Genomic DNA, 18,206 nt, shown 5'->3' on the forward strand with positions numbered 1-18,206 from the left:
CAGTGAAGTTGGTCGCCAACTTGCACAACATGGTCAGGCTTCAGGGGGGTTGGCGCCAGCAGGCCGAGCACGACATTGCTTCACCCAGGGGGATCGTCATGCCGTTCGCCATCGCCGTCGCCGCCCTCGCCATCGGATTCGAGCAGCTCATCCAGTGGAGGTGGGGGCCGATGGGCATCATCGCCTTCGGCCTTCTCACGGTCGGCGTCAAGGCCAAGAGCACCATGGTCGGCGGCCTCGGAGCGGCGATCCTCGTGATGCTGCTCGCCCAGTCCGGCTGACCGGACCGCCCACGTCCCAGGTCAGTCCGGCCGATCGGGCTCCCTTCCGGAGGGGAGCCGGGAGCCCGTTCGGTCAGCAGAAGACAGCACAGCCACAACCGAACACCGACAACTCAACATCGCCGTGCACAGCCACAACTGAAGAGCTACAGCTACGGATTCGTCCTCGTCGTCCACCGAAGGGAGTTCTCAGAACATGTCCGGGCACCACGGTCGCCTGGATGTGCGGAGCAGGGCGTCGGCCACGTGGGCGGCGCCCTCTCGTTCTTCCCGGACCCGGCCCAGCGCGGCAAGCCGTACGGCCGACTCGTCCCCCAGCCACAGGGTCGCCAAGTCGGCGATGTCCAGGGTGAGTTCCGCGCTCTCGCCGGTCGGCGTGCAGGACGCACCGTCCGCCGCCGCCTCCAGCCGGTAGCGCCCGCCGGCCAGTCCGGCCGCGTCGGCCACCTCCAGGACCAGGGCGCCCTCCCCGTCGTACGCACGCGCCTCCAGAGCCCGTACGACGTCCAGGATGCGCACCCACAACCAGTCCGCGTGCGTGGTGGCCTTCGCGGCGCGCGGGTTGGGGAGGTGGAGGGGGACGAGGTCGTCGGGGGCCCGCCGGCCCGTCCTGACCCGCGTGACCCAGTCGATGGAGCACAGATGGTGCCACAGGGCGCGTTCGGCGTCCGGGGTGGTCGCGATCAGCCACTGCACCTGGGCCGTGTCGTGCGGCTGCTTGTCGTGCCAGGTGTCGTCGCAGAGGTACGCCACCAGGCCCTCGGGTTCACCGGACGGAGAGCGGTACAGGGCGTAGAAGGGCTCGGCCCAGGGGGTGGGATCCAGGTGGATGACGCCCGTGTTGACCTGCCACCAGCGCTCGTCGCGGCTGACCGCGCCGGGCTGGACGCGGCGGAGGCGCTCGTGCAGCTCGGGGCCGGTCTTGCGGACGTCCGCGCCGTCGACGAGGTCGATACGGCCGCCGTCCTCCGGGGCGGACCAGCGGGGGTCCAGGCCGGCGCGGGGCACGTCGATCGTCCACTCGGTCGTCCAGGTGGCGGGGCCGAAGCCGTAGCGGCCGTAGATCTGGTACTCGGCGGCGATGAGGGTGGCGGCGACGTCTCCGCGGTCCCTCGCGGCGGTGAGGTCCGCGGTCATCATGCGGGTCAGGAGGCCGCGGCGGCGGTGGGTGGCGGTGACGGCGACGTTCGAGATGGCGTCGGCGGGGACCTGGGTGCCGCCGGGGACGGTGAGCCGCTGGTCGAAGGAGCGGAACGTCGCCACGCAGCGGCCGGCGTCGAAGGCGCCCTGGGTGCGGTGGGCGAGGAGGTAGCCGGTGCGGGAGTCGATCTCCTCCTGGGTGGGGGCGGGGCTGCGGAGGAAGCCGGTGTGCAGGGCGCGGGTCCAGTCGGGGACGTCCGCCTCGGTGATGGGGCGGACGTCGATGTCGGGGTGGCGAGGGGCGGGGCGGGTGGTCATGGGGTCACGGTAGGGGGACGGTGGGTGCAACCCACACCGGTTTTCGCCCCCGCCGCCCCCTGCCCGTGTGTCCCCCCGGAAGGGGGCGAAGCAAGGTGCCCCGCCCTCTCCTCACATCAGCAGGTCGTCCACCTGCGCCTCACCCTCCCGGTACCGCCGTGCGATCTCGCCGCTGCACTCGTCCGTCGTGCGCTGCAGGCGCTGGCGGCGGCGGGACACCTGCTGTTCGTACCGGACGAGGCGGCCCATCGCGTCGTTCAGCTCGGTGTCCGTGCGGGCCGCGAGGTCGGACAGTTCGACCTCGCCGAGCATGTCGGCGGCCAGGCGGCGGTACTCCTCGCTGTGCGGGGTGCCCAGGGTGACGTGGCGGGCGGAGGAACGCTGGCGGGCCGGGGCGTCCGTGAGGATCTCCGGGAGGCGTTCCACCACCGAGCCCTCGCCCGCCGGGGAGCGCCGTGCCAGCTCCGCGCGCAGGATGTCGATACGGCCCTGCAGCAGGCGCCGCACATAACTGAGGTCGGCCTCGTCGCGCTGGGCGTCCCGGCGCAGCGTGCGCAGCTCGGGCAGGCTCAGGACGGCCAGGTCGGGCTCGGGCGGGTCCGCGGGCAGCCGGGGCGCCGGTGCCTGCACCTGTGGCTGCTCGGTACTCGGTGTGCTCATGTGTGCCTCAACCGTCCCCTCGACCGGCGTGTGTGAGCATCGTGCCACCCCAAGTGGCCGCTATGTGACCGAGTGCCCCCGAACGGCCCAGATGGGGGGTTGAGGATCATTGGGAAGCCACCGGCCCGAACCCGGCAAACCCCCGGCCCGTCCCCTTCCCCGCGCACGGCATCATGGTCGTCATGCGTGCAGTGGTGCAGAGGGTCGACGGCGCGAGTGTCGTGGTCGACGGTGAGACGGTCGGGGAGATCAGCGGCGAAGGGCTCTGCGTCCTCGTCGGGGTGACGCACGAGGACACCAAGGAGAAGGCGGCCCAACTCGCCCGCAAGCTCTGGTCGATCCGCATGCTGCACGACGAGCGCTCGTGCAGCGACATCGACGCGCCCCTGCTGGTCATCAGCCAGTTCACGCTGTACGGCGACGCCCGCAAGGGCCGCCGCCCCACCTGGAACGCCGCCGCCCCCGGCGATGTCGCCGAGCCCCTCGTCGAGGAGGTCGTCGCCCGACTCCGCGCCCTCGGCGCGACGGTGGCCACCGGCCGGTTCGGCGCCCGGATGAGGGTGTCCCTGACGAACGACGGCCCGTTCACCGTGCTGCTGGAGATCTGAGCCGCCAACCAGTCCAGCAGCGCGCACCGCAAGCCAGTCGGGTTGCAGGGAAGGTGTCTGTTCGTTGTTTACGAGTAGGGGCCAGGTGGGGACAACTCAGGAGAGTTGGCAGTCCAATTGGTAGACATGACAGCCACCGGACACCCTTCTCCCTGTCAGCCCAGGTGAGCCTGGTTATCGGGGCAGCGGACACCGACTCGCGGGGCTCGTGACAGCGGGCCCCCTCGACAGCGGCGGACCCCGCCGGGCGGCAGACCCCGGCGGGGCCCCCGGCGTACTTTCCGTACCGCAGACGACGGAGTCGCATCTCCCGCGTCTTCCTGTCCCAAATCCCGTATGTCCGCAACGTGTTGGCCCGCCCGGCCGCTGGGCATCTCTCGGAGCACGGAACATCACGGAATATGCGGCTGTCACCGCGTCGTCCGTGGTTCTCCCCTCACCTGGGCTGACGTGATCGACGGAGGGAGAAGCGGCATGGCACACCAACCGCCCACAGGACAGGACCCCGGCGGCACCGGAATCGCACGGATTCCGATGTCCAACGCCATCACGGCGGTGATCATCGCGGTCGCGGCGCTGGCGGCCGGCATCACCGTGCTGATGCTGACGCCGGGGGTGTTGGAGGGTCTCGGCAGCGCCGTGACGATCACCGGCGGGGGTTTCACGCTCGCGGCGAAGATCGCCGTGCCGCGCTGACCCCACGCCCTTGGCCGGCGCCGAGTCCTGCTACGGCTCGACCACCACTTCCTGCGCCGCCGCCGTTTCCCCCGCCACCAGCGGCGCGTCCACCGGCACGTTCCGCTTCACCAGTGCCAGGGCCACCGGCCCCAGTTCGTGGTGTCGTACCGACGTCGTGACGAAACCGATCTTGCGGCCGTCCGGGCCGTCGGCCGCCAGGCGGATGTCGGTGCCGGCCGGCGGGAGGTGGACCTCGCTGCCGTCCAGGTGCAGGAAGACCAGGCGGCGCGGGGGCTTGCCCAGGTTCTGGACCCGGGCGACCGTCTCCTGGCCGCGGTAGCAGCCCTTCTGGAGGTGCACCGCGGTGCCGATCCAGCCCAGCTCGTGCGGGATGGTGCGGTGGTCGGTCTCGAAGCCGAGTCGGGGGCGGTGCTGCTCGACGCGGAGGGCCTCGTAGGCGAGGAGGCCGGCCGCCGGGCCGTTCTTCGCCGCGTACGACTCCAGGTCCTCGCGGGGCAGGAAGAGATCGCGGCCGTACGCCGTCTCGCGGACCACCACGCCCTCCGGGACCTCGGCGATGGAGCCCGCCGGGAGGTGGACCACCGCGATGTCCGCGGTGCGGTCCGTGACCTCGACGCGGTAGAAGAACTTCATCGACTCCAGGTACGCCAGCAGCGCCTCCTGGGTGCCGGGCTCGACATGGGCCCAGACCGTCGTGCCGTCGTCGACCAGGTACAGGGCGTGCTCGATGTGGCCGTTGGCGGAGAGGATCAGCGCCTCGGTGGCCTCGCCCGCCGGCAGTTCGCTGACGTGCTGGGTGAGCAGCAGGTGCAGCCAGCTCAGACGGTCGTCGCCGGTGACGGCGACGACCCCGCGGTGCGAGAGGTCGACGAATCCGGTGCCCTCGGCGAGGGCGCGCTGCTCGCGGAACAGGTCGCCGTAGTGGGCGGCGACTTCTTCGTCCACGCCCTCGCCGGGGACGGCGCCGGGCAGGGACAGCAGAGGGCTCTTCATGTGTACAAGCCTACGACTCGGTAGTTGAAGCCTTGAGGGAACAGTCCTTGCAGCGGCCGAAGATCGCGAAGTGCTTCATGTCAGTCTCGAAACCGAAGGTCGAGCGCAGCTTCGCGGTGAACTCGGCCGCCACCTCGATGTCCGCCTCGATGACGTTCTGGCAGTCGCGGCAGACCAGGTGGATGTGGTGGTGACGGTCGGCGAGGTGGTACGTCGGCGCGCCGTGCCCGAGGTGGGCGTGGCTGACCAGACCCAGCTCCTCCAGGAGCTCAAGAGTCCGGTACACGGTGGAAATGTTGACCCCCGACGCCGTCTTCTTCACTTCCGTGAGGATGTCGTCGGGGGTCGCGTGCTCCAGGGTGTCCACGGCTTCGAGCACGAGTTGCCGCTGCGGCGTCAGCCGGTAGCCGCGCTGCCTGAGGTCGCTCTTCCAGTCGGTGCTCACCACACCGACGAGTGTATGACTACTTGAAGAAGGCGATGCCGTCGTCCGGCATGTCGTCCGGCAGGGCCTTCGCCCAGCGCTCGACGTCCTCCGGGGTGACGACCTTCTTCAGGTGCGCGGACATGTAGGGGCGCAGCTCGACCTCGGGGGTCTGCTTCTCGCCGACCCACATCAGGTCGCTGTTGACGTAGCCGTAGAGGCGCTTGCCGCCGCTGTACGGGCCGGAGGCCGCCGTGCGGGCGACCGCGTCCGTGACCAGGTCGATCTGGGGCTTCTGCTTCGCCAGCTCGCCGTACCAGATCTCGACGACACCGTCGTCGCGGACCATCGTGACCTCGACCTTGCGGTCGGCGTCGACGCGCCAGAAGCCGTGCTCGGACTCCAGCGGGCGGACCTTGTTCCCGTCGTTGTCCAGGACCCAGGTGCGGGACTGGTACTCCAGGAAGTCACGGCCGTCGTGGCTGAAGGTGACCTCCTGCCCGAAGTTGCACTTCTCGGAGCCGGGGAAGTCGTGCACACCCGCGCCCGCCCAGTTGCCGAGCAGGAAGACGAGGGGGACGAGGTCCTTGTGGAGGTCGGACGGGATCTCGATCATGAGCTTCTACAGTTCCTAGCTTCGGATCAGCGCTGGCCCTGGTACAGCTTCTTCACGGTCAGCCCGGCGAAGGCGAGGACGCCGACGCAGACCAGGACGAGCAGGGCTTCGAAGAATGCCTCAAGCACGAGGTGCTCCTTGATGAGCGAGGGTGGAGGTCCCCTCTGGGGGCGGTACACGGGCCGGGCCCCAGCTTAGTCGGCCGGGGCCCGCCCTTCTCTGCGAGGTACGCCTCAACGGGGCGGACGCCGCTCACTCCAGCAGCTGGCTCTGGAGCATCACCGTCTGCTGGAACGGCACGGCCGCCGCCCCGCCCTTCCTCGACTGCACGACCAGCCCGAAGACGTCCCCGGCGACGAGATAGGCCTCCCGCACCTGCTCCGCCCCGTACGGCTTGGCCTCCTCGTACGTGTAGTGCCGTACGTCCTCCAGCTCGGCCTTCGCCGGGAACTGCTCGTCGAGGTGCATCTCGGAGGCGCCCTTCAAGGCGAACTGGGGGGAGTCGTAGCCGGTGAAGCTGTCCCCCTGGAGGGAGTCGACCACCGTCGCCGTCTCGAACTGAAGCAGGTAGATCCGGGTGCGCGTGCCGTCCGCCGTGGTCCAGCCGCGGGCGGCGACATGCCGCAGCCCCTGGTCGGTCAGGAGCCGGCCGATGGTGTCCCGTTCGTCCTCGTCCTCGTACGCGGCGAGGAAGTCCTTCGTCGCCAGCCAGCCGTCCTCGCCGCTGAGCGCCTTGTCGGCCTTGGCGCCCTCGGGCGCGGGCAGGAGCAGCTCGCGCAGATCGGCGTAGTGGGAGTTGGCCGTGTTCGCCTTGTCGAAGGGTCCCGGGCTGCCGGCGGGCAGCGGCGGCTTCACGATCTGCGGATACTCCCAGCGGCCGTCCGACTCGGTCTGCAGTCCCGGTACGTCCGTGCGCTCCATCCGCGTGATCCCGTACGCCGTCCCGGCCCCGGCCGCGGCGAACACCAGGACGGCGGCGGTCCAGCGCAGGGCGGCCCGCAGGACGCGGCGGTCCTTCCTGACGGCCGACTGCGGGGCGGGCGGCACCTCGGGCATCGGGGCAGGGCCGGCCACGGTCGCCGTCGTCTCGGGCTGCTGCTCGGTGGTCATACGGCCTTCCCCGGGTCGTCGATGCGGTCGAGCTGGGCGGCGACGAAGGTGGAGACGCCGCGCTTGTCCATGGGGGCGACCCCGGACGCGTTGACGGCGACCAGGACGTCACCCACGTAGGCGGAGCAGAACATCCAGTCGATCTTCTCGTCCTTGTCCTCGGGCGACAGGAAGCACTTGGCGTTCTTGTGGCCCTCGATCTTCGGGCCCTTGCGGAAGAGGTCCAAGGTCTCGAAGAACTCGATCTGGGACGTCGAGCTGTTCCGTACGGCGGCCTGGCTCTCCATCTGCGTCAGCGTGACGTTGACCGCGGACACCTTGTCGTCGTAGGCCGCGTAGCCGTCGGCGTCGAGGTAGCTGCGCATCACGACGCCCTTGATGCGCTGCTTGTCGATCAGCTTCTCCAGCTTCCGCCGGTCGGCGGGCGGGAGTCCCCTGAGCGACTCCTTGCGCAGGGCGGTGGCCTGCCGGCCGCTGAGCTCGGCGTCGGCGCCGAACTCGTCGATGTCGGGGCCCTGGGCGAAGCCGTCCTCCTCGTACGGCATCAGCATCCCGCGCAGCCCCTTCGCCTCCGGGCTGTCCTGGTCCGCGGCGGCCTTCGGGAACTTCCAGCTCGGCTTCCCGGGGTCCCGGTCGGCGTCCTGGACGGCCACGACGGTGTAGCCGGTGCCACCGACGACGGCGCCGAGCAGGAGCACGGAGCCGGCGAGGGCGGCGACGCGGCGAACGGGGAAACGCTTCTTCCTGACGGGCGCGGAGTCGAGCGGGGCTTCGGGCGCGGGGTCGAGCGACGCCACGGGCGCGGGCACCTGCTCCTCGTCCGGTGTGGGGCTCTGGAGGACCTCGGGATTGTCGGTGCTCACAGCCGCTCCATCTGCCGCTTGGCCAGGTCCATGATCTTCTTCTTGGGAATGGGCTTGGTGTCGTAGACCCAGACGGTCATGGCGATGTCGCCCCGCGTGGCCATCGCCTCGGCCGAGTACAGGGGCAGGTAGCCGGGCTCACGGTCAGGCGTGTGGTGGACGTACGCCCAGCCGTCGCCCGTCCCGGGGATCGGCCAGCTGTCGGTGTCGTCCTCGTCGTCGGCGAAGCCCTGCTCGTTCGCGGTGTATTCGGCGGCCGCCAGGCCCCGCTCCTGGCGGAACTGCGTCAGCACGATCTCGACGCTGTACGTGCGGCCCACCAGCCAGTCGGTGACAGCGGCCCGGCGGAACTCGTCGCTCGCGAGGTTGCCGAAGGCGTTCTGCGGCTTCTCGTAGAGGTCCGCGTACTCGGCGATGTCCATCCAGCCGTCGACGCCCGCCGCGTAGTCGGGCTCCCGGGCCCCCTTGGGCTTCTTGAGCAGCAGCTTCCGCAGATCGCCGTCGACCTTGACGTGCCGGTCCTGTGCCGCCGACAGCGGCTCGACCTCGCCCTCGGCCTGCTTGACGACGGGCTGGGACAGCGGCGGCAGCACGGTGGGCTCGCGGTTCGCCTGTACGACGAACCCCGTGCAGGTGCCGGCGACGACACCGAGCACGGCGGCCGCGGCGACGAGCAGCGTCGTGCGCCCGCGCCGCCGCGCCGGACGGGGTACCGGCGGCGCTCCCAGCACTCCCGGCGCTTCCAGCACATCCGGCACTTCCAGCACTTCCGGCACCTCGTCAGGTACCGGTGTTTCCTGAACTTCAGGTACTTCCAAGACGTCCCCCCACAGAACGTGAAGAGCGCATTCCGTATGCGCGCACAGGAGACTCATGGCCAACGGTCTGGGTTGTGGCCGCGTTGATTACGATTCAGCCATGGCGAAGAAGCTCGTGATCAAGGTGACCGCGGGGGCCGATGCCCCCGAGCGCTGCTCGCAGGCGTTCACCGTGGCGGCGGTGGCCGTGGCCAGTGGCGTCGAGGTGTCCCTGTGGCTGACCGGCGAGTCCGCGTGGTTCGCCCTGCCGGGCCGCGCCGCCGAGTTCGAGCTGCCGCACGCCGCCCCCCTCCCCGACCTGATCGAGGCGGTCCTGGCCGGCGGCACGCTGACCCTGTGCACCCAGTGCGCGGCCCGCCGGGAGATCACGGAGAAGGACGTCATCGAGGGCGTACGGATCGCGGGCGCCCAGGTGTTCGTGCAGGAAGCCCTGGGCGACGGGACCCAGGCACTCGTCTACTAGGACCGGGACGTCCACAAGCAGAACGGATGCCCCGCCGGGTCGAGGAACACCCGTACGTCGTCCTGCGGCTGGTACTCCGCCAGCCGCGCCCCCTCGGACAGCGCCCGCGCCGTCTCACTGCGCAGGTCGTCGACCTCGATGTCGAGATGCAGCATCATCTGCTGCTCACCGGGCCGGCGGCCGGGCCAGACCGGCGGCACGTACCCGGGCTCGGTCTGGAAGGCCAGCGCCACGCCTCCCCCGGGCGGCCCGATGAGCACCCAGTGGGCCTCTTCCTCGCGCACCACGTATCCCAGGAGGCGCTGGTAGAAGTCGGCGAGCCGGTGGGCGTCCGGTGCGTCGAGTACGACGGTCGACAACCTCATCGGTGGCATACGGTCCTTCCTACCGCCGCCGCCTCTTCCCGTCCAGCTCGTCCCACCACTCGTCGGACTTGGGGTCCCCGGACGGGTCGTCCCACCAGCGGTCGTCGGGGCCGCGGCGGTTGGCGACCATGGCGGCGACCGGCGGGATCAGCATGGCGACCACGCACATGCCGACCGCGACCGGGACCGACCAGAGACGCACGACACCCCACGCCAGGACGAAGAGCCCGATGCAGGTGCCCATCATGGCGAAGTAGACGTGCCGTCGACGCGCCAGCATGACTCCAGCGTAGGTCCGCCGACGCGGAAAGGCCGAAGGGCCGCACCCCCTGGAGTCCAACCCTCGGGGTGCGGCCCTCGGCCGTTCGGGTACGACGCTCAGACGGCGATCGCGACCTCGGCGAGGCCGCCCTGCTGGGCGACGACCGTGCGGTCGGCGGTCGCGCCCGGCACCAGCGCGCGGACGGTCCAGGTGCCCTCGGCCGCGTAGAAGCGGAACTGGCCCGTCGCGGAGGTAGGGACCTCGGCGGTGAACTCGCCGGTCGAGTCCAGCAGGCGGACGTAACCGACCACCGGCTCGCCGTCGCGGGTCACCTGGCCCTGGATCGTGGTCTCACCGGGCTTGATCGTCGAGGCGTCGGGGCCGCCGGCCTTCGCTCCACACATGTCTTTCTCCAGATTCAGATAGGGGTCTGACCGGAAGGAAGGCCGGTCGGGGATGGCTGAAGAGGGGGTGCTTACTTGTTGGCGCCGAGCTCGATCGGGACGCCGACGAGGCTGCCGTACTCGGTCCAGGAGCCGTCGTAGTTCTTGACGTTCTGCACGCCGAGCAGCTCGTGCAGCACGAACCAGGTCAGCGCGGAGCGCTCACCGATGCGGCAGTAGGCGATGGTGTCCTTGGCGAGGTCGACCTGCTCGTCGGCGTAGAGGGCCTTGAGCTCCTCGTCCGACTTGAAGGTGCCGTCGTCGTTGGCGTTCTTCGACCACGGGATGTTGCGGGCGGACGGCACGTGGCCGGGGCGCTGGGACTGCTCCTGGGGCAGGTGGGCGGGGGCCAGCAGCTTGCCGGAGAACTCGTCGGGCGAGCGCACGTCGACCAGGTTCTGCGAGCCGATCGCGGCGACGACGTCGTCACGGAAGGCGCGGATGGAGGTGTCCTGGGCCTTGGCCTTGTACTCGGTCGTGGGGCGCTGGGGGACCTCCTCGACCAGCTCGCGGGCGTCCAGCTCCCACTTCTTGCGGCCGCCGTCGAGGAGCTTGACGTTCTCGTGGCCGTAGAGCTTGAAGTACCAGTAGGCGTAGGAGGCGAACCAGTTGTTGTTGCCGCCGTAGAGGATGACCAGGGTGTCGTTGGCGATGCCCTTGGCGGACAGCAGCTTCTCGAAGCCGGCCTGGTCGACGAAGTCACGGCGGACCGGGTCCTGGAGGTCCTGGGTCCAGTCGATGCGGATCGCGTTGCGGATGTGGTTCTTCTCGTAGGCGGACGTGTCCTCGTCCACCTCCACGATCGCGATGTTCGGGTTGTCGAGGTTGGCCTCGACCCAGTCGGCGTCGACCAGGACGTCGCTGCGGCTCATGCTCTTTCTCCTCCGGGGCAGTTGCGGCGGGGCGTACGAATACGTGGATGCGCGGACCGGGCGGACCGCGGCGCACGGGTGCCCATGAACAGGGCGGGGGGATGCGGAGGCCGCCGGTCGGTCGGCGCCTGCCGCTCAGAAGGTGCGACAGAGCATGGCGGCAACGCGGCACAGGTCCACTGCCCGCCGCTTCGTGAGATCCGCCTGTCGCTTCATGCCGTCGATCGTAGGGACGGACAGCGGGGCGTGTCACCGGTGTGTCGTATTTTGAGATGCGATCGTCCGGCATGTGGGACCAGAACGCCCCGAGGGCCCTGTTCGCACGGGTTCCGGGCGCCGGTGGCCGTCGTCACATCTGCCCTGCGGACGACTCGTCTCGCCCCTCGGACAACCGTTGTCCACCGCCTCGCCCCGGCAGCCGCGCCCGCCGCCCGCGTCCTACCCGGCCAGCTCGACGTTCGAACCCTTCACCGTGACCTCGACACCGTCCTGCGCGGCCTCGACCTTGTCGAGCCGGATGCCGCCCGGCAGGTCGTCGATCTTCTGCTCGAAGTCGGTTATCGACCGGACCTTGCCCTCCGCGACCTCGACGACCAGGTTCGGCAGGTTGTCGGCGTGCACTTTCACGGTGTCGCCGTCGACGGTGACCGTGCTGAGCACCGGGTACGTCGTCGACCGGCCCAGGGCCGTGACCTTGACGTTCACCTTGATCTTGCCGTTGCCGCCGTCGGCGAGCCCGACGACCTCGGCGGTCGCCCCGGGGAAGATCTGCGTCGGTTCGGACTCGGCGGCCTTGAGCAGCTCGTCGTAGGAGATCGACGCGGTACCGCTCGCCGTGGCGGCCGTGGCGGAGCTGTAGTCGCCGGAGAAGGAGACGCCCTTGAAGTTCGCCTTGATGTCGTCGATCCGGATCTTCTCGCCGGAGGTACCGGCGGCGGCCTCGTAGTCCTTGATCCCGACCTCGGCGTCGTCCAGCTCCCCGGAGACGACCTGGGTGAGGAAGGGGAAGCCCTTGATCGAGACATCGGGCGTACTGGCGAGGTTCTCGGTGCTCCGGAGCTTGTCCGCCACCTCACCCTCGGCGAAGTGGACCGCCACCCGGTCGGCGATGACGAAGAGCCCGCCCAGCACGACAACAACAATCAGCAGTATTCGCAGTGCGCGCATTCTTTGGTGTTCCCCCACCTAGGCGGTCTACGTCGCCTGTCACCGTAACGCCGCGGGCAAGGCCTCCCGGCACATTGTTGATCACCTGTGACAGGCGACCGCCCGCTACCCGAGCGCCCGCCCCAGCACATAGACGGCAGGAGCCGCAGCGGCCAGCGGCAGGGCGACGCCGGCCGTGAAGTGCACGAACCGGGACGGGTAGTCGTAGCTCGCCACCCGGTGCCCGACCAGCGCGCACACCCCCGCACCGGCCCCGAGCAGCGCGCCCTCCGCGCCCAGCCCGGTCATCCCGCCGACGGCGATGCCCGCCCCCGCGGCGGCGAGCAGCGAGACGACCACCGACGCGGCCGTGGGCAGCGGCAGCGCCCGGGCCAGTACGGCCACCGCGACCGCGGCCGCGCCGACCGACACCGCGTCCGCCGAGGCGGCGAGGTGTCCGGCCGCGACGATCGCCAGCGCGGACGAGGCGACGGTCGCCATCAGGCCGTACATCCGCTCGTCGGGGTCGGCGTGCGAGCGCAGTTGCAGCACCAGGCACAGCAGCACCCACACCCCCAGCGTGCCGAGGATCGCGGCGGGCGAGCGGTCGGCGGCCAGCAGCGCCGCGTCCGCGACCAGCGCGCCGAGGAACGCCAGCGCGATGCCTTGCCGGGCGGGCCACATGCCGTTCAGCCGGAACCAGCCGGCCGCCGTGACGGCCTGGAGCAGGACGAGCGGGACGAGCAGGGCGTACGAGCCGACGGCCGCCGCGCCGGAGAGCAGCAGCCCGAGCAGCGCCGTGAGGGCGGCGGGCTGCATACCGGGCTCGATGATCGGCGAACGCCCTTCGAGCCGGGCCCGCTGGGCGTCGGTGACCCGGGCGTTGCCGCCCAGGGTGGCGGGGCCGTAGTCGGCGGAAGGCGCGGCGACCGGCTCGGGCGCGGGAGCGGGGAGCGGCTCGCGGTAGGCGGGTTCCTGGTAGGCCGGGGCCTGGTGCGCCGGGTTCTGATACCGCGGCTCTTCGTAGGCCGGCGGCTCATGTCCCTGCGGCGGCAGATAGGCCGTCTCCGCGGACGCCTGGGCGACCGGCGCGACCGGGGACTGCATCTGCGTCTCCCAGGTCTGCCCCTGCCACTGCTGGGTGTACTGCTGGGCGGCGTGCGGGTCCTCGTACGCCTGCTGCCACGACGGGTCGTACCCCTGCGGGTACTGCTGCCCCTCGTACGGCCCGTGCTGCCCGTACGTCTCGTGCGGCTCATACGGCTGGTTCGTCATCGCTCACCCTCCTGCGAACGGCGGGAGCACCTCGACCGTGCCGCCGTCGGCCAGCCGTACCGTCTCATGTCCGCGGGTGCCCACGGGGTCACCGTCGATGAGGAAAGAGCATCGCTGCAGCACGCGCGTGAGTTCACCGGGGTGTCGCTCGCGCACCGCGTCGAGCGCCTCGGCGAGGGTGGCGGCGTCGTACGCCTCCTCGGCGACCCCGGCCGCGGCCTTCGCGGCGGCCCAGTAGCGCACCGTGACCTTTGGCATCCGGTTCCTCAATCGATCGGCTGTGTACACGGTCAGGCTAGCCGCCCTGTGCGACGGCCCAGTCCGCGATGCGCCGCAGCAGCTCGTCCGGGGCCGCGTTCTCGGCATGGCCCATGCCGTGCTCCACCCAGAGTTCGGCGTGGCCGGGGGCGGCGTCGGCGAGCATGCGGGGGTGGTCGAGGGGGAAGTAGCCGTCGCGGTCGCCGTGGACGACGAGGAGCGGGGTCGGCGCGATCCGCGGGACCGCCTCCACCGGGGACAGCGGGACCGGGTCCCACTCCTTGTGGTGGATGCGGGTACGGAATCCGTACCTCCCCACCAGCCGCCCCGCGGGCCGCGTTACCAGCCAGTGGAGCTTCCGCATAGGTGCCGTGCCCCGGTAGTACCACCGGGCGGGGGCACTCACCGACACCACCGCGTCCGTGTGCGCACCCGTGCGCCCGTCGTGCCCCGAGTCGCCGCCCGGCCCCTCCGGCCGGTACAGCGCCGCGTGCCGCAGCACCACGGACCCGCCCATGGAGAAGCCGACGGTCACCACGCGCGGGTGCCCGAGCGAGCGGGCCCACTCCACCGCGGCGGCCAGATCGAGCACCTCGCGGTCGCCGACCGTGGAGCGCCCTCCGGAGGCCCCGTGGCCGCGGAAGGAGAACGTGACCACGCCGCCGTACTGCGCGAACACCGCCGCCACCCTCCGAACATGAGGACGGTCGGCGTCGCCCGTGAAACCGTGCGCGACCACGAACACCGGGTGACGGGACAGTGGCCCGGAGGCGTCGTATACGGAGGCCGGCGGATCGTATACGGAATCGATCGTCACCCCGTCGGCGGTGTGCAGAAACGTCCGTATAGGTGCGGGTCTGCTCGTCTCAGAGTGCGGACGCGCGGTGGATCGCACCACACGACCTGCCGGATCAACGCTCATGTGGGCTATTCTCCTGGGAAGAGGACTCGGGCGACGCAGCCCCCGGGTCCTTTTGTGCTTTCGGAACCCCTGTATACGAAAGCTACGACCTCGCCGGGACCGAGGAGGAACCAGCCGTATGAGTTCTCTGCTGCTCCTGACCAACGCCCTCCAGCCGTCGACGGAGGTGCTCCCCGCTCTCGGCCTGCTCCTGCACAACGTGCGAGTGGCTCCGGCGGAGGGCCCCGCCCTCGTCGACACCCCGGGTGCCGACATCATCCTGATCGACGGACGCCGCGACCTGCCCCAGGTCCGCAGCCTGTGCCAGCTCCTGCGCTCCACCGGCCCCGGCTGTCCGCTCATCCTCGTCGTCACCGAGGGCGGCCTCGCCGCCGTCACCGCCGACTGGGGCATCGACGACGTCCTCCTGGACACCGCGGGACCGGCCGAGGTCGAGGCCCGGCTCCGGCTGGCCATGGGCCGCCAGCAGATCGTCAACGACGACTCCCCCATGGAGATCCGCAACGGCGACCTGTCGGTCGACGAGGCGACGTACTCCGCCAAGCTCAAGGGCCGGGTCCTGGACCTGACCTTCAAGGAGTTCGAGCTCCTCAAGTACCTGGCCCAGCACCCGGGCCGCGTCTTCACGCGCGCGCAGCTGCTCCAGGAGGTCTGGGGCTACGACTACTTCGGTGGCACCCGGACCGTGGACGTGCACGTACGACGTCTGCGCGCCAAACTCGGCCCCGAGCACGAGTCGCTGATCGGGACCGTCCGGAACGTCGGTTATCGATTCGTTACGCCGGAGAAGGGCGAGCGCTCCGCGGACGAGGCCAAGGCCCGCGGCGGCCAGCCAAAGGCGGCGGATGCGGACGAGACGGCCGCCCTGGACGCCGCAGAGGTCAGCGCCGACGCATAGCGCCGCTCGGGCGAGCACAGGGACCGCTCGGGCGAGCACAGAGGTCGCTCAGCCGGAGCACAGGGAAGCCGGCTTACGCCCTGCCCAGAGCGGGTCCATCCGCGTAGACTCCGCGCGTGGCCAAGGTGACTCGAGATGATGTGGCGCGGCTGGCAGGGACGTCCACTGCCGTCGTCAGTTACGTCATCAACAACGGACCCCGGCCGGTCGCCCCGGCCACGCGCGAGCGCGTTCTCGCCGCGATCAAGGAGCTGGGGTACCGGCCCGACCGGGTCGCCCAGGCGATGGCGTCCCGCCGGACGGATCTCATAGGCCTGATCATCCCGGACGCCCGTCAGCCGTTCTTCGGCGAGATGGCGCACGCGGTCGAACAGGCAGCGGCCGAGCGGGGAAAGATGGTCCTCGTCGGCAACACCGACTACGTCGCCGAGCGCGAGACCCACTATCTGCGGGCCTTCCTCGGGATGCGGGTCTCCGGCCTGATCCTCGTCAGCCACGCCCTGAACGACCTGGCCGCCGCCGAGATCGAGGCCTGGGACGCGCGCGTGGTGCTGCTGCACGAGCGGCCCGAGGCGATCGACGACGTCGCCGTCGTCCTGGACGACCTCACCGGCGCGAAGACCGCGGTGGAACACCTGCTGGGGCACGGCCACCCCTACGTCGCCTGCATGGGCGGCACGGCGGACACCCCCGCCGTCGGCGACCCGGTCTCCGACCACGTCGAGGGCTGGCGGCGCGCGATGGAGGAGGCCGGCCTCCCCACCGAGGGACGGCTCTTCGAGGCGCCGTACAACCGCTACGACGCCTACCAGGTGGCGCTGGGGCTGCTGTCGGGCCCGGACCGGCCCCCGGCGATCTTCTGCTCGACCGACGACCAGGCCATCGGCCTGCTGCGGGCGGCGCGCGAGCTGCGCATCGACGTACCGGGCGAGCTGGCGGTCATCGGCTTCGACGACATCAAGGAAGCCGCGCTCACGGACCCGCCGATGACAACGATCGCATCGGACCGGTCGGCGATGGCGCGGGCCGCGGTGGATCTCGTCCTGGACGACGGGCTGCGGGTGGCGGGGTCGCGGCGGGAGCGGCTGAAGGTGTTCCCGTCGCGGTTGGTCGTACGGCGGTCGTGCGGTTGCGAATGAGGCTCTGAGGGGCCTTTATGAGGCTTCCCTGAGAGAGCTCCAACGGGTCCCAGTACCGGCTTTATATCGGGCGAACGAGGTTCTGGCGGCGTTCTCAGGGAGCACTCAGGAAGCTCTCATGGTCGGGCGACAAGCTCAGTGTCATGACCGAGAGCTTCCGCCGCGACGGCGAGTACGACCAGTACGCGAACCCGTATCAGGGCGCCCAGCAGCACGCCTCCTCCCCCGCGAACTCCTCCCCGGTGAACCCGGAGTGGCCGCCCCCGCCGGCGCAGCCGCCCGCGCCGCAGCCGGTGACGGTCGAGCCCGGGACGACGGTGTGGCCGGCGCAGACCCAGGTCGCCGGCGGCGGTGACGGAGACGGCATCGGCGGCGGTACGGCAGTCCTCACGGCGGTCCCGGCGGAACCCGCGGCGCCCGCGCAGCAGAAGCGCGCCCGTGGCCCCTTCGCCCTCCTCGCGGCCGTCGCGATCGTCGCCGCGGCGATCGGCGGCGGTACGGCCTACGGCATCCAGGAGCTGACCGGCACCGACACGGTCGCCTCCAGCAGCACCAGCACCAACGTGGTCCCGTCCGCCGACAAGGGCACGGTCTCCGGCGTCGCCAAGGCGGTCAGCCCGAGCATCGTCGAGATCAACGCGACGCTCAGCAACGGCTCCTCCACCGGCTCCGGCGTGATCATCACCAGCGACGGCGAGATCATCACCAACAACCACGTCATCTCCGGCGCCACCTCGATCAAGGTCTCGACGAGCGACGGCAAGGAGTACACCGCGAAGGTCGTCGGCACCGACAGCGCCAAGGACCTCGCCCTGATCAAGCTGGAGGGCGCCTCCGGCCTCAAGACCGCCACCCTCGGCAACTCCGACGGCGTCCAGGTCGGCGACACAGTCGTCGCGATCGGCTCCCCCGAGGGGCTGACCGGCACGGTGACCAGCGGCATCGTCTCCGCCCTCGACCGTGACGTGACCGTCTCGACGGACGAGAGCCAGGGCCAGCAGCAACAGCAGCAGGGCGGCGGCTGGCCCTTCGAGTTCGGCGGCCGGCAGTTCAACGGCGACACCGGTTCGTCGACGACGACCTACAAGGCGCTCCAGACGGACGCCTCGCTGAACCCCGGCAACTCCGGCGGCGCGCTGATCGACATGAACGGCAACATCATCGGGATCAACTCGGCGATGTACTCGGCGGCGGACTCCTCGTCCTCCTCCAGCGCCGGCAGCGTCGGCCTCGGCTTCGCCATCCCGATCAACACCGTCAAGGCCGACCTGGCGAAGCTGCGGGCCGGCGGCACCGACAGCTAGTCCCTGCGGGACCCGGGCCGAGTCCCCGTACGGCCTGAACCGAGAAGGAGTACGTCATGATCAAGCAGGTTTCCCACCCGGTGGCCGGTACCGACCCGGCCGGGTTCGCCCTGGCCCTCGCGGTGGCGTACGAGCTGCACGCGCCGGCGGCGCCGGCGGTCCGCGCCCCCGAGATCTCCACGGTGGCCGCCCGCCGCACCGCCCGCCGCCGCAGGGTGCGCGCCTGACCCTGCGCCTGACCTCCGAGCTTGACCCGTCAGCGGCCCGTCGGCCCGGAAACGTGCGAGGCTGAAGGCGCCCCCCGTCCCACCGCACCCTGAGGAACCGCG

25 protein-coding genes are annotated in these 18,206 nt (G+C 70.7%); 8 read left to right on the top strand and 17 right to left on the bottom strand.

The annotated features are described in order from the left end of the window. Positions 1 to 98 precede the first annotated feature (98 nt). Positions 99 to 281 carry a hypothetical protein gene (locus DI272_RS21350; protein WP_109500961.1) on the top strand — a complete coding sequence of 61 codons (183 nt, stop codon included), beginning with the start codon at positions 99 to 101 and terminating at the stop codon, positions 279 to 281. A gap of 189 nt (positions 282 to 470) precedes the next feature. On the opposite strand, the gene DI272_RS21355 is transcribed toward DI272_RS21350, so the two are convergent. Together DI272_RS21355 and DI272_RS21360 are read right to left on the bottom strand one after the other, a co-directional pair. Beyond that, positions 471 to 1,739 carry a GNAT family N-acetyltransferase gene (locus DI272_RS21355; RefSeq protein WP_109496912.1) on the bottom strand — a complete coding sequence of 423 codons (1,269 nt, stop codon included), beginning with the start codon at positions 1,737 to 1,739 and terminating at the stop codon, positions 471 to 473. A 111-nt stretch (positions 1,740 to 1,850) separates the two neighbouring features. Beyond that, complete coding sequence (locus DI272_RS21360; protein WP_109496913.1) at positions 1,851 to 2,399, bottom strand: aerial mycelium formation protein; 549 nt, start codon at positions 2,397 to 2,399, stop codon at positions 1,851 to 1,853. A gap of 182 nt (positions 2,400 to 2,581) precedes the next feature. Here DI272_RS21360 and dtd point away from each other — a divergent pair, with 182 nt between their 5' ends. Both dtd and DI272_RS44210 read left to right on the top strand, forming a co-directional pair. Next, complete coding sequence (gene dtd, locus DI272_RS21365; RefSeq protein ID WP_109496914.1) at positions 2,582 to 3,007, top strand: D-aminoacyl-tRNA deacylase; 426 nt, start codon at positions 2,582 to 2,584, stop codon at positions 3,005 to 3,007. 474 nt (positions 3,008 to 3,481) lie between these two features. After that, the gene (locus DI272_RS44210; RefSeq protein WP_146238374.1) at positions 3,482 to 3,703 is read left to right on the top strand and encodes a hypothetical protein; all 222 of its coding nucleotides are present in this window, start codon (positions 3,482 to 3,484) and stop codon (positions 3,701 to 3,703) included. 30 nt (positions 3,704 to 3,733) lie between these two features. Here DI272_RS44210 and DI272_RS21370 read toward each other — a convergent pair whose 3' ends face one another. The 6 genes from DI272_RS21370 to DI272_RS21400 all read right to left on the bottom strand — a co-directional run bounded on the left by DI272_RS21370 (position 3,734) and on the right by DI272_RS21400 (position 8,479). Beyond that, positions 3,734 to 4,699, bottom strand: coding sequence for a folate-binding protein YgfZ (locus DI272_RS21370; protein WP_109496915.1), 966 nt, complete (start codon positions 4,697 to 4,699; stop codon positions 3,734 to 3,736). 10 nt (positions 4,700 to 4,709) lie between these two features. After that, complete coding sequence (locus DI272_RS21375) at positions 4,710 to 5,147, bottom strand: Fur family transcriptional regulator (protein ID WP_109496916.1); 438 nt, start codon at positions 5,145 to 5,147, stop codon at positions 4,710 to 4,712. A 16-nt stretch (positions 5,148 to 5,163) separates the two neighbouring features. After that, entirely contained in the window at positions 5,164 to 5,739 is a 576-nt protein-coding gene (locus tag DI272_RS21380; RefSeq protein WP_109496917.1) for an FABP family protein, read from the bottom strand. Positions 5,740 to 5,991: 252 nt separating this feature from the next. Then, the gene (locus tag DI272_RS21390) at positions 5,992 to 6,849 is read right to left on the bottom strand and encodes a hypothetical protein (RefSeq protein WP_375138056.1); all 858 of its coding nucleotides are present in this window, start codon (positions 6,847 to 6,849) and stop codon (positions 5,992 to 5,994) included. After that, the gene (locus DI272_RS21395; protein WP_258314619.1) at positions 6,846 to 7,712 is read right to left on the bottom strand and encodes a hypothetical protein; all 867 of its coding nucleotides are present in this window, start codon (positions 7,710 to 7,712) and stop codon (positions 6,846 to 6,848) included. Before DI272_RS21395 ends, DI272_RS21390 begins: the two co-directional genes overlap by 4 nt. After that, positions 7,709 to 8,479, bottom strand: a complete 771-nt coding sequence (locus DI272_RS21400) for a hypothetical protein (RefSeq protein ID WP_181387269.1) — start codon at positions 8,477 to 8,479, stop codon at positions 7,709 to 7,711. Before DI272_RS21400 ends, DI272_RS21395 begins: the two co-directional genes overlap by 4 nt. 151 nt (positions 8,480 to 8,630) lie before the next feature. Here DI272_RS21400 and DI272_RS21405 point away from each other — a divergent pair, with 151 nt between their 5' ends. Beyond that, positions 8,631 to 8,993, top strand: a complete 363-nt coding sequence (locus DI272_RS21405; protein ID WP_109496918.1) for a DsrE family protein — start codon at positions 8,631 to 8,633, stop codon at positions 8,991 to 8,993. Here DI272_RS21405 and DI272_RS21410 read toward each other — a convergent pair. The 9 genes from DI272_RS21410 to DI272_RS21445 form a co-directional block, all read right to left on the bottom strand. After that, positions 8,990 to 9,367, bottom strand: coding sequence for a VOC family protein (locus tag DI272_RS21410; RefSeq protein WP_109496919.1), 378 nt, complete (start codon positions 9,365 to 9,367; stop codon positions 8,990 to 8,992). The two genes, DI272_RS21405 and DI272_RS21410, sit on opposite strands and share 4 nt — an antisense overlap. 10 nt (positions 9,368 to 9,377) lie before the next feature. Beyond that, on the bottom strand, positions 9,378 to 9,638 hold the full coding sequence (locus DI272_RS21415) for a DUF3099 domain-containing protein (RefSeq protein ID WP_109496920.1): 261 nt from the start codon (positions 9,636 to 9,638) through the stop codon (positions 9,378 to 9,380). A gap of 98 nt (positions 9,639 to 9,736) precedes the next feature. After that, positions 9,737 to 10,024 (bottom strand): DUF1416 domain-containing protein, encoded by a 288-nt coding sequence (locus DI272_RS21420; protein WP_020122955.1) that lies wholly within the window; start codon positions 10,022 to 10,024, stop codon positions 9,737 to 9,739. Between the two features lie 71 nt (positions 10,025 to 10,095). Continuing rightward, positions 10,096 to 10,935: a sulfurtransferase gene (locus DI272_RS21425; RefSeq protein ID WP_109496921.1), complete on the bottom strand. Its 840-nt coding sequence runs from the start codon at positions 10,933 to 10,935 to the stop codon at positions 10,096 to 10,098. A 135-nt stretch (positions 10,936 to 11,070) separates the two neighbouring features. Beyond that, entirely contained in the window at positions 11,071 to 11,151 is an 81-nt protein-coding gene (locus tag DI272_RS46240; protein WP_350310325.1) for a putative leader peptide, read from the bottom strand. A 222-nt stretch (positions 11,152 to 11,373) separates the two neighbouring features. Beyond that, positions 11,374 to 12,102 carry a DUF2993 domain-containing protein gene (locus tag DI272_RS21430; RefSeq protein ID WP_109496922.1) on the bottom strand — a complete coding sequence of 243 codons (729 nt, stop codon included), beginning with the start codon at positions 12,100 to 12,102 and terminating at the stop codon, positions 11,374 to 11,376. A 105-nt stretch (positions 12,103 to 12,207) separates the two neighbouring features. Next, positions 12,208 to 13,356 (bottom strand): hypothetical protein, encoded by a 1,149-nt coding sequence (locus DI272_RS21435; RefSeq protein ID WP_109496923.1) that lies wholly within the window; start codon positions 13,354 to 13,356, stop codon positions 12,208 to 12,210. A 3-nt stretch (positions 13,357 to 13,359) separates the two neighbouring features. After that, positions 13,360 to 13,614, bottom strand: a complete 255-nt coding sequence (locus tag DI272_RS21440; RefSeq protein WP_109496924.1) for a MoaD/ThiS family protein — start codon at positions 13,612 to 13,614, stop codon at positions 13,360 to 13,362. A 37-nt stretch (positions 13,615 to 13,651) separates the two neighbouring features. Continuing rightward, on the bottom strand, positions 13,652 to 14,536 hold the full coding sequence (locus DI272_RS21445) for an alpha/beta hydrolase (protein ID WP_109496925.1): 885 nt from the start codon (positions 14,534 to 14,536) through the stop codon (positions 13,652 to 13,654). Between the two features lie 118 nt (positions 14,537 to 14,654). Here DI272_RS21445 and DI272_RS21450 point away from each other — a divergent pair, with 118 nt between their 5' ends. The 4 genes from DI272_RS21450 (at position 14,655) to DI272_RS44570 (ending at position 18,104) form a co-directional block, all read left to right on the top strand. Next, positions 14,655 to 15,434 carry a response regulator transcription factor gene (locus tag DI272_RS21450; protein ID WP_109496926.1) on the top strand — a complete coding sequence of 260 codons (780 nt, stop codon included), beginning with the start codon at positions 14,655 to 14,657 and terminating at the stop codon, positions 15,432 to 15,434. A gap of 116 nt (positions 15,435 to 15,550) precedes the next feature. Further along, complete coding sequence (locus DI272_RS21455) at positions 15,551 to 16,573, top strand: LacI family DNA-binding transcriptional regulator (RefSeq protein WP_109496927.1); 1,023 nt, start codon at positions 15,551 to 15,553, stop codon at positions 16,571 to 16,573. A gap of 143 nt (positions 16,574 to 16,716) precedes the next feature. Continuing rightward, positions 16,717 to 17,877 (top strand): S1C family serine protease, encoded by a 1,161-nt coding sequence (locus DI272_RS21460; RefSeq protein WP_109496928.1) that lies wholly within the window; start codon positions 16,717 to 16,719, stop codon positions 17,875 to 17,877. Between the two features lie 56 nt (positions 17,878 to 17,933). Next, entirely contained in the window at positions 17,934 to 18,104 is a 171-nt protein-coding gene (locus tag DI272_RS44570; RefSeq protein WP_181387270.1) for a hypothetical protein, read from the top strand. Positions 18,105 to 18,206 lie beyond the last annotated feature (102 nt).

This window comes from Streptomyces sp. Act143 (genome assembly GCF_003143935.1).
In the GTDB taxonomy this organism is placed as follows: Bacteria; Actinomycetota; Actinomycetes; order Streptomycetales; family Streptomycetaceae; genus Streptomyces.

Excerpts from the sequence above, each read along its gene's own strand:
- dtd (WP_109496914.1), top strand. The coding sequence starts at position 2,582 with ATGCGTGCAGTGGTGCAGAGGGTCGACGGCGCGAGTGTCGTGGTCGAC.
- DI272_RS21355 (WP_109496912.1), bottom strand. The coding sequence starts at position 1,739 with ATGACCACCCGCCCCGCCCCTCGCCACCCCGACATCGACGTCCGCCCC.
- DI272_RS21360 (WP_109496913.1), bottom strand. The coding sequence starts at position 2,399 with ATGAGCACACCGAGTACCGAGCAGCCACAGGTGCAGGCACCGGCGCCC.
- DI272_RS21370 (WP_109496915.1), bottom strand. The coding sequence starts at position 4,699 with ATGAAGAGCCCTCTGCTGTCCCTGCCCGGCGCCGTCCCCGGCGAGGGC.
- DI272_RS44210 (WP_146238374.1), top strand. The coding sequence starts at position 3,482 with ATGGCACACCAACCGCCCACAGGACAGGACCCCGGCGGCACCGGAATC.
- DI272_RS21435 (WP_109496923.1), bottom strand. The coding sequence starts at position 13,356 with ATGACGAACCAGCCGTATGAGCCGCACGAGACGTACGGGCAGCACGGG.
- DI272_RS21410 (WP_109496919.1), bottom strand. The coding sequence starts at position 9,367 with ATGCCACCGATGAGGTTGTCGACCGTCGTACTCGACGCACCGGACGCC.
- DI272_RS21390 (WP_375138056.1), bottom strand. The coding sequence starts at position 6,849 with ATGACCACCGAGCAGCAGCCCGAGACGACGGCGACCGTGGCCGGCCCT.
- DI272_RS46240 (WP_350310325.1), bottom strand. The coding sequence starts at position 11,151 with ATGAAGCGACAGGCGGATCTCACGAAGCGGCGGGCAGTGGACCTGTGC.
- DI272_RS21350 (WP_109500961.1), top strand. The coding sequence starts at position 99 with ATGCCGTTCGCCATCGCCGTCGCCGCCCTCGCCATCGGATTCGAGCAG.
- DI272_RS21420 (WP_020122955.1), bottom strand. The coding sequence starts at position 10,024 with ATGTGTGGAGCGAAGGCCGGCGGCCCCGACGCCTCGACGATCAAGCCC.
- DI272_RS21415 (WP_109496920.1), bottom strand. The coding sequence starts at position 9,638 with ATGCTGGCGCGTCGACGGCACGTCTACTTCGCCATGATGGGCACCTGC.
- DI272_RS44570 (WP_181387270.1), top strand. The coding sequence starts at position 17,934 with ATGATCAAGCAGGTTTCCCACCCGGTGGCCGGTACCGACCCGGCCGGG.
- DI272_RS21405 (WP_109496918.1), top strand. The coding sequence starts at position 8,631 with ATGGCGAAGAAGCTCGTGATCAAGGTGACCGCGGGGGCCGATGCCCCC.
- DI272_RS21430 (WP_109496922.1), bottom strand. The coding sequence starts at position 12,102 with ATGCGCGCACTGCGAATACTGCTGATTGTTGTTGTCGTGCTGGGCGGG.
- DI272_RS21460 (WP_109496928.1), top strand. The coding sequence starts at position 16,717 with ATGACCGAGAGCTTCCGCCGCGACGGCGAGTACGACCAGTACGCGAAC.
- DI272_RS21380 (WP_109496917.1), bottom strand. The coding sequence starts at position 5,739 with ATGATCGAGATCCCGTCCGACCTCCACAAGGACCTCGTCCCCCTCGTC.
- DI272_RS21425 (WP_109496921.1), bottom strand. The coding sequence starts at position 10,935 with ATGAGCCGCAGCGACGTCCTGGTCGACGCCGACTGGGTCGAGGCCAAC.
- DI272_RS21445 (WP_109496925.1), bottom strand. The coding sequence starts at position 14,536 with ATGAGCGTTGATCCGGCAGGTCGTGTGGTGCGATCCACCGCGCGTCCG.
- DI272_RS21440 (WP_109496924.1), bottom strand. The coding sequence starts at position 13,614 with ATGCCAAAGGTCACGGTGCGCTACTGGGCCGCCGCGAAGGCCGCGGCC.
- DI272_RS21450 (WP_109496926.1), top strand. The coding sequence starts at position 14,655 with ATGAGTTCTCTGCTGCTCCTGACCAACGCCCTCCAGCCGTCGACGGAG.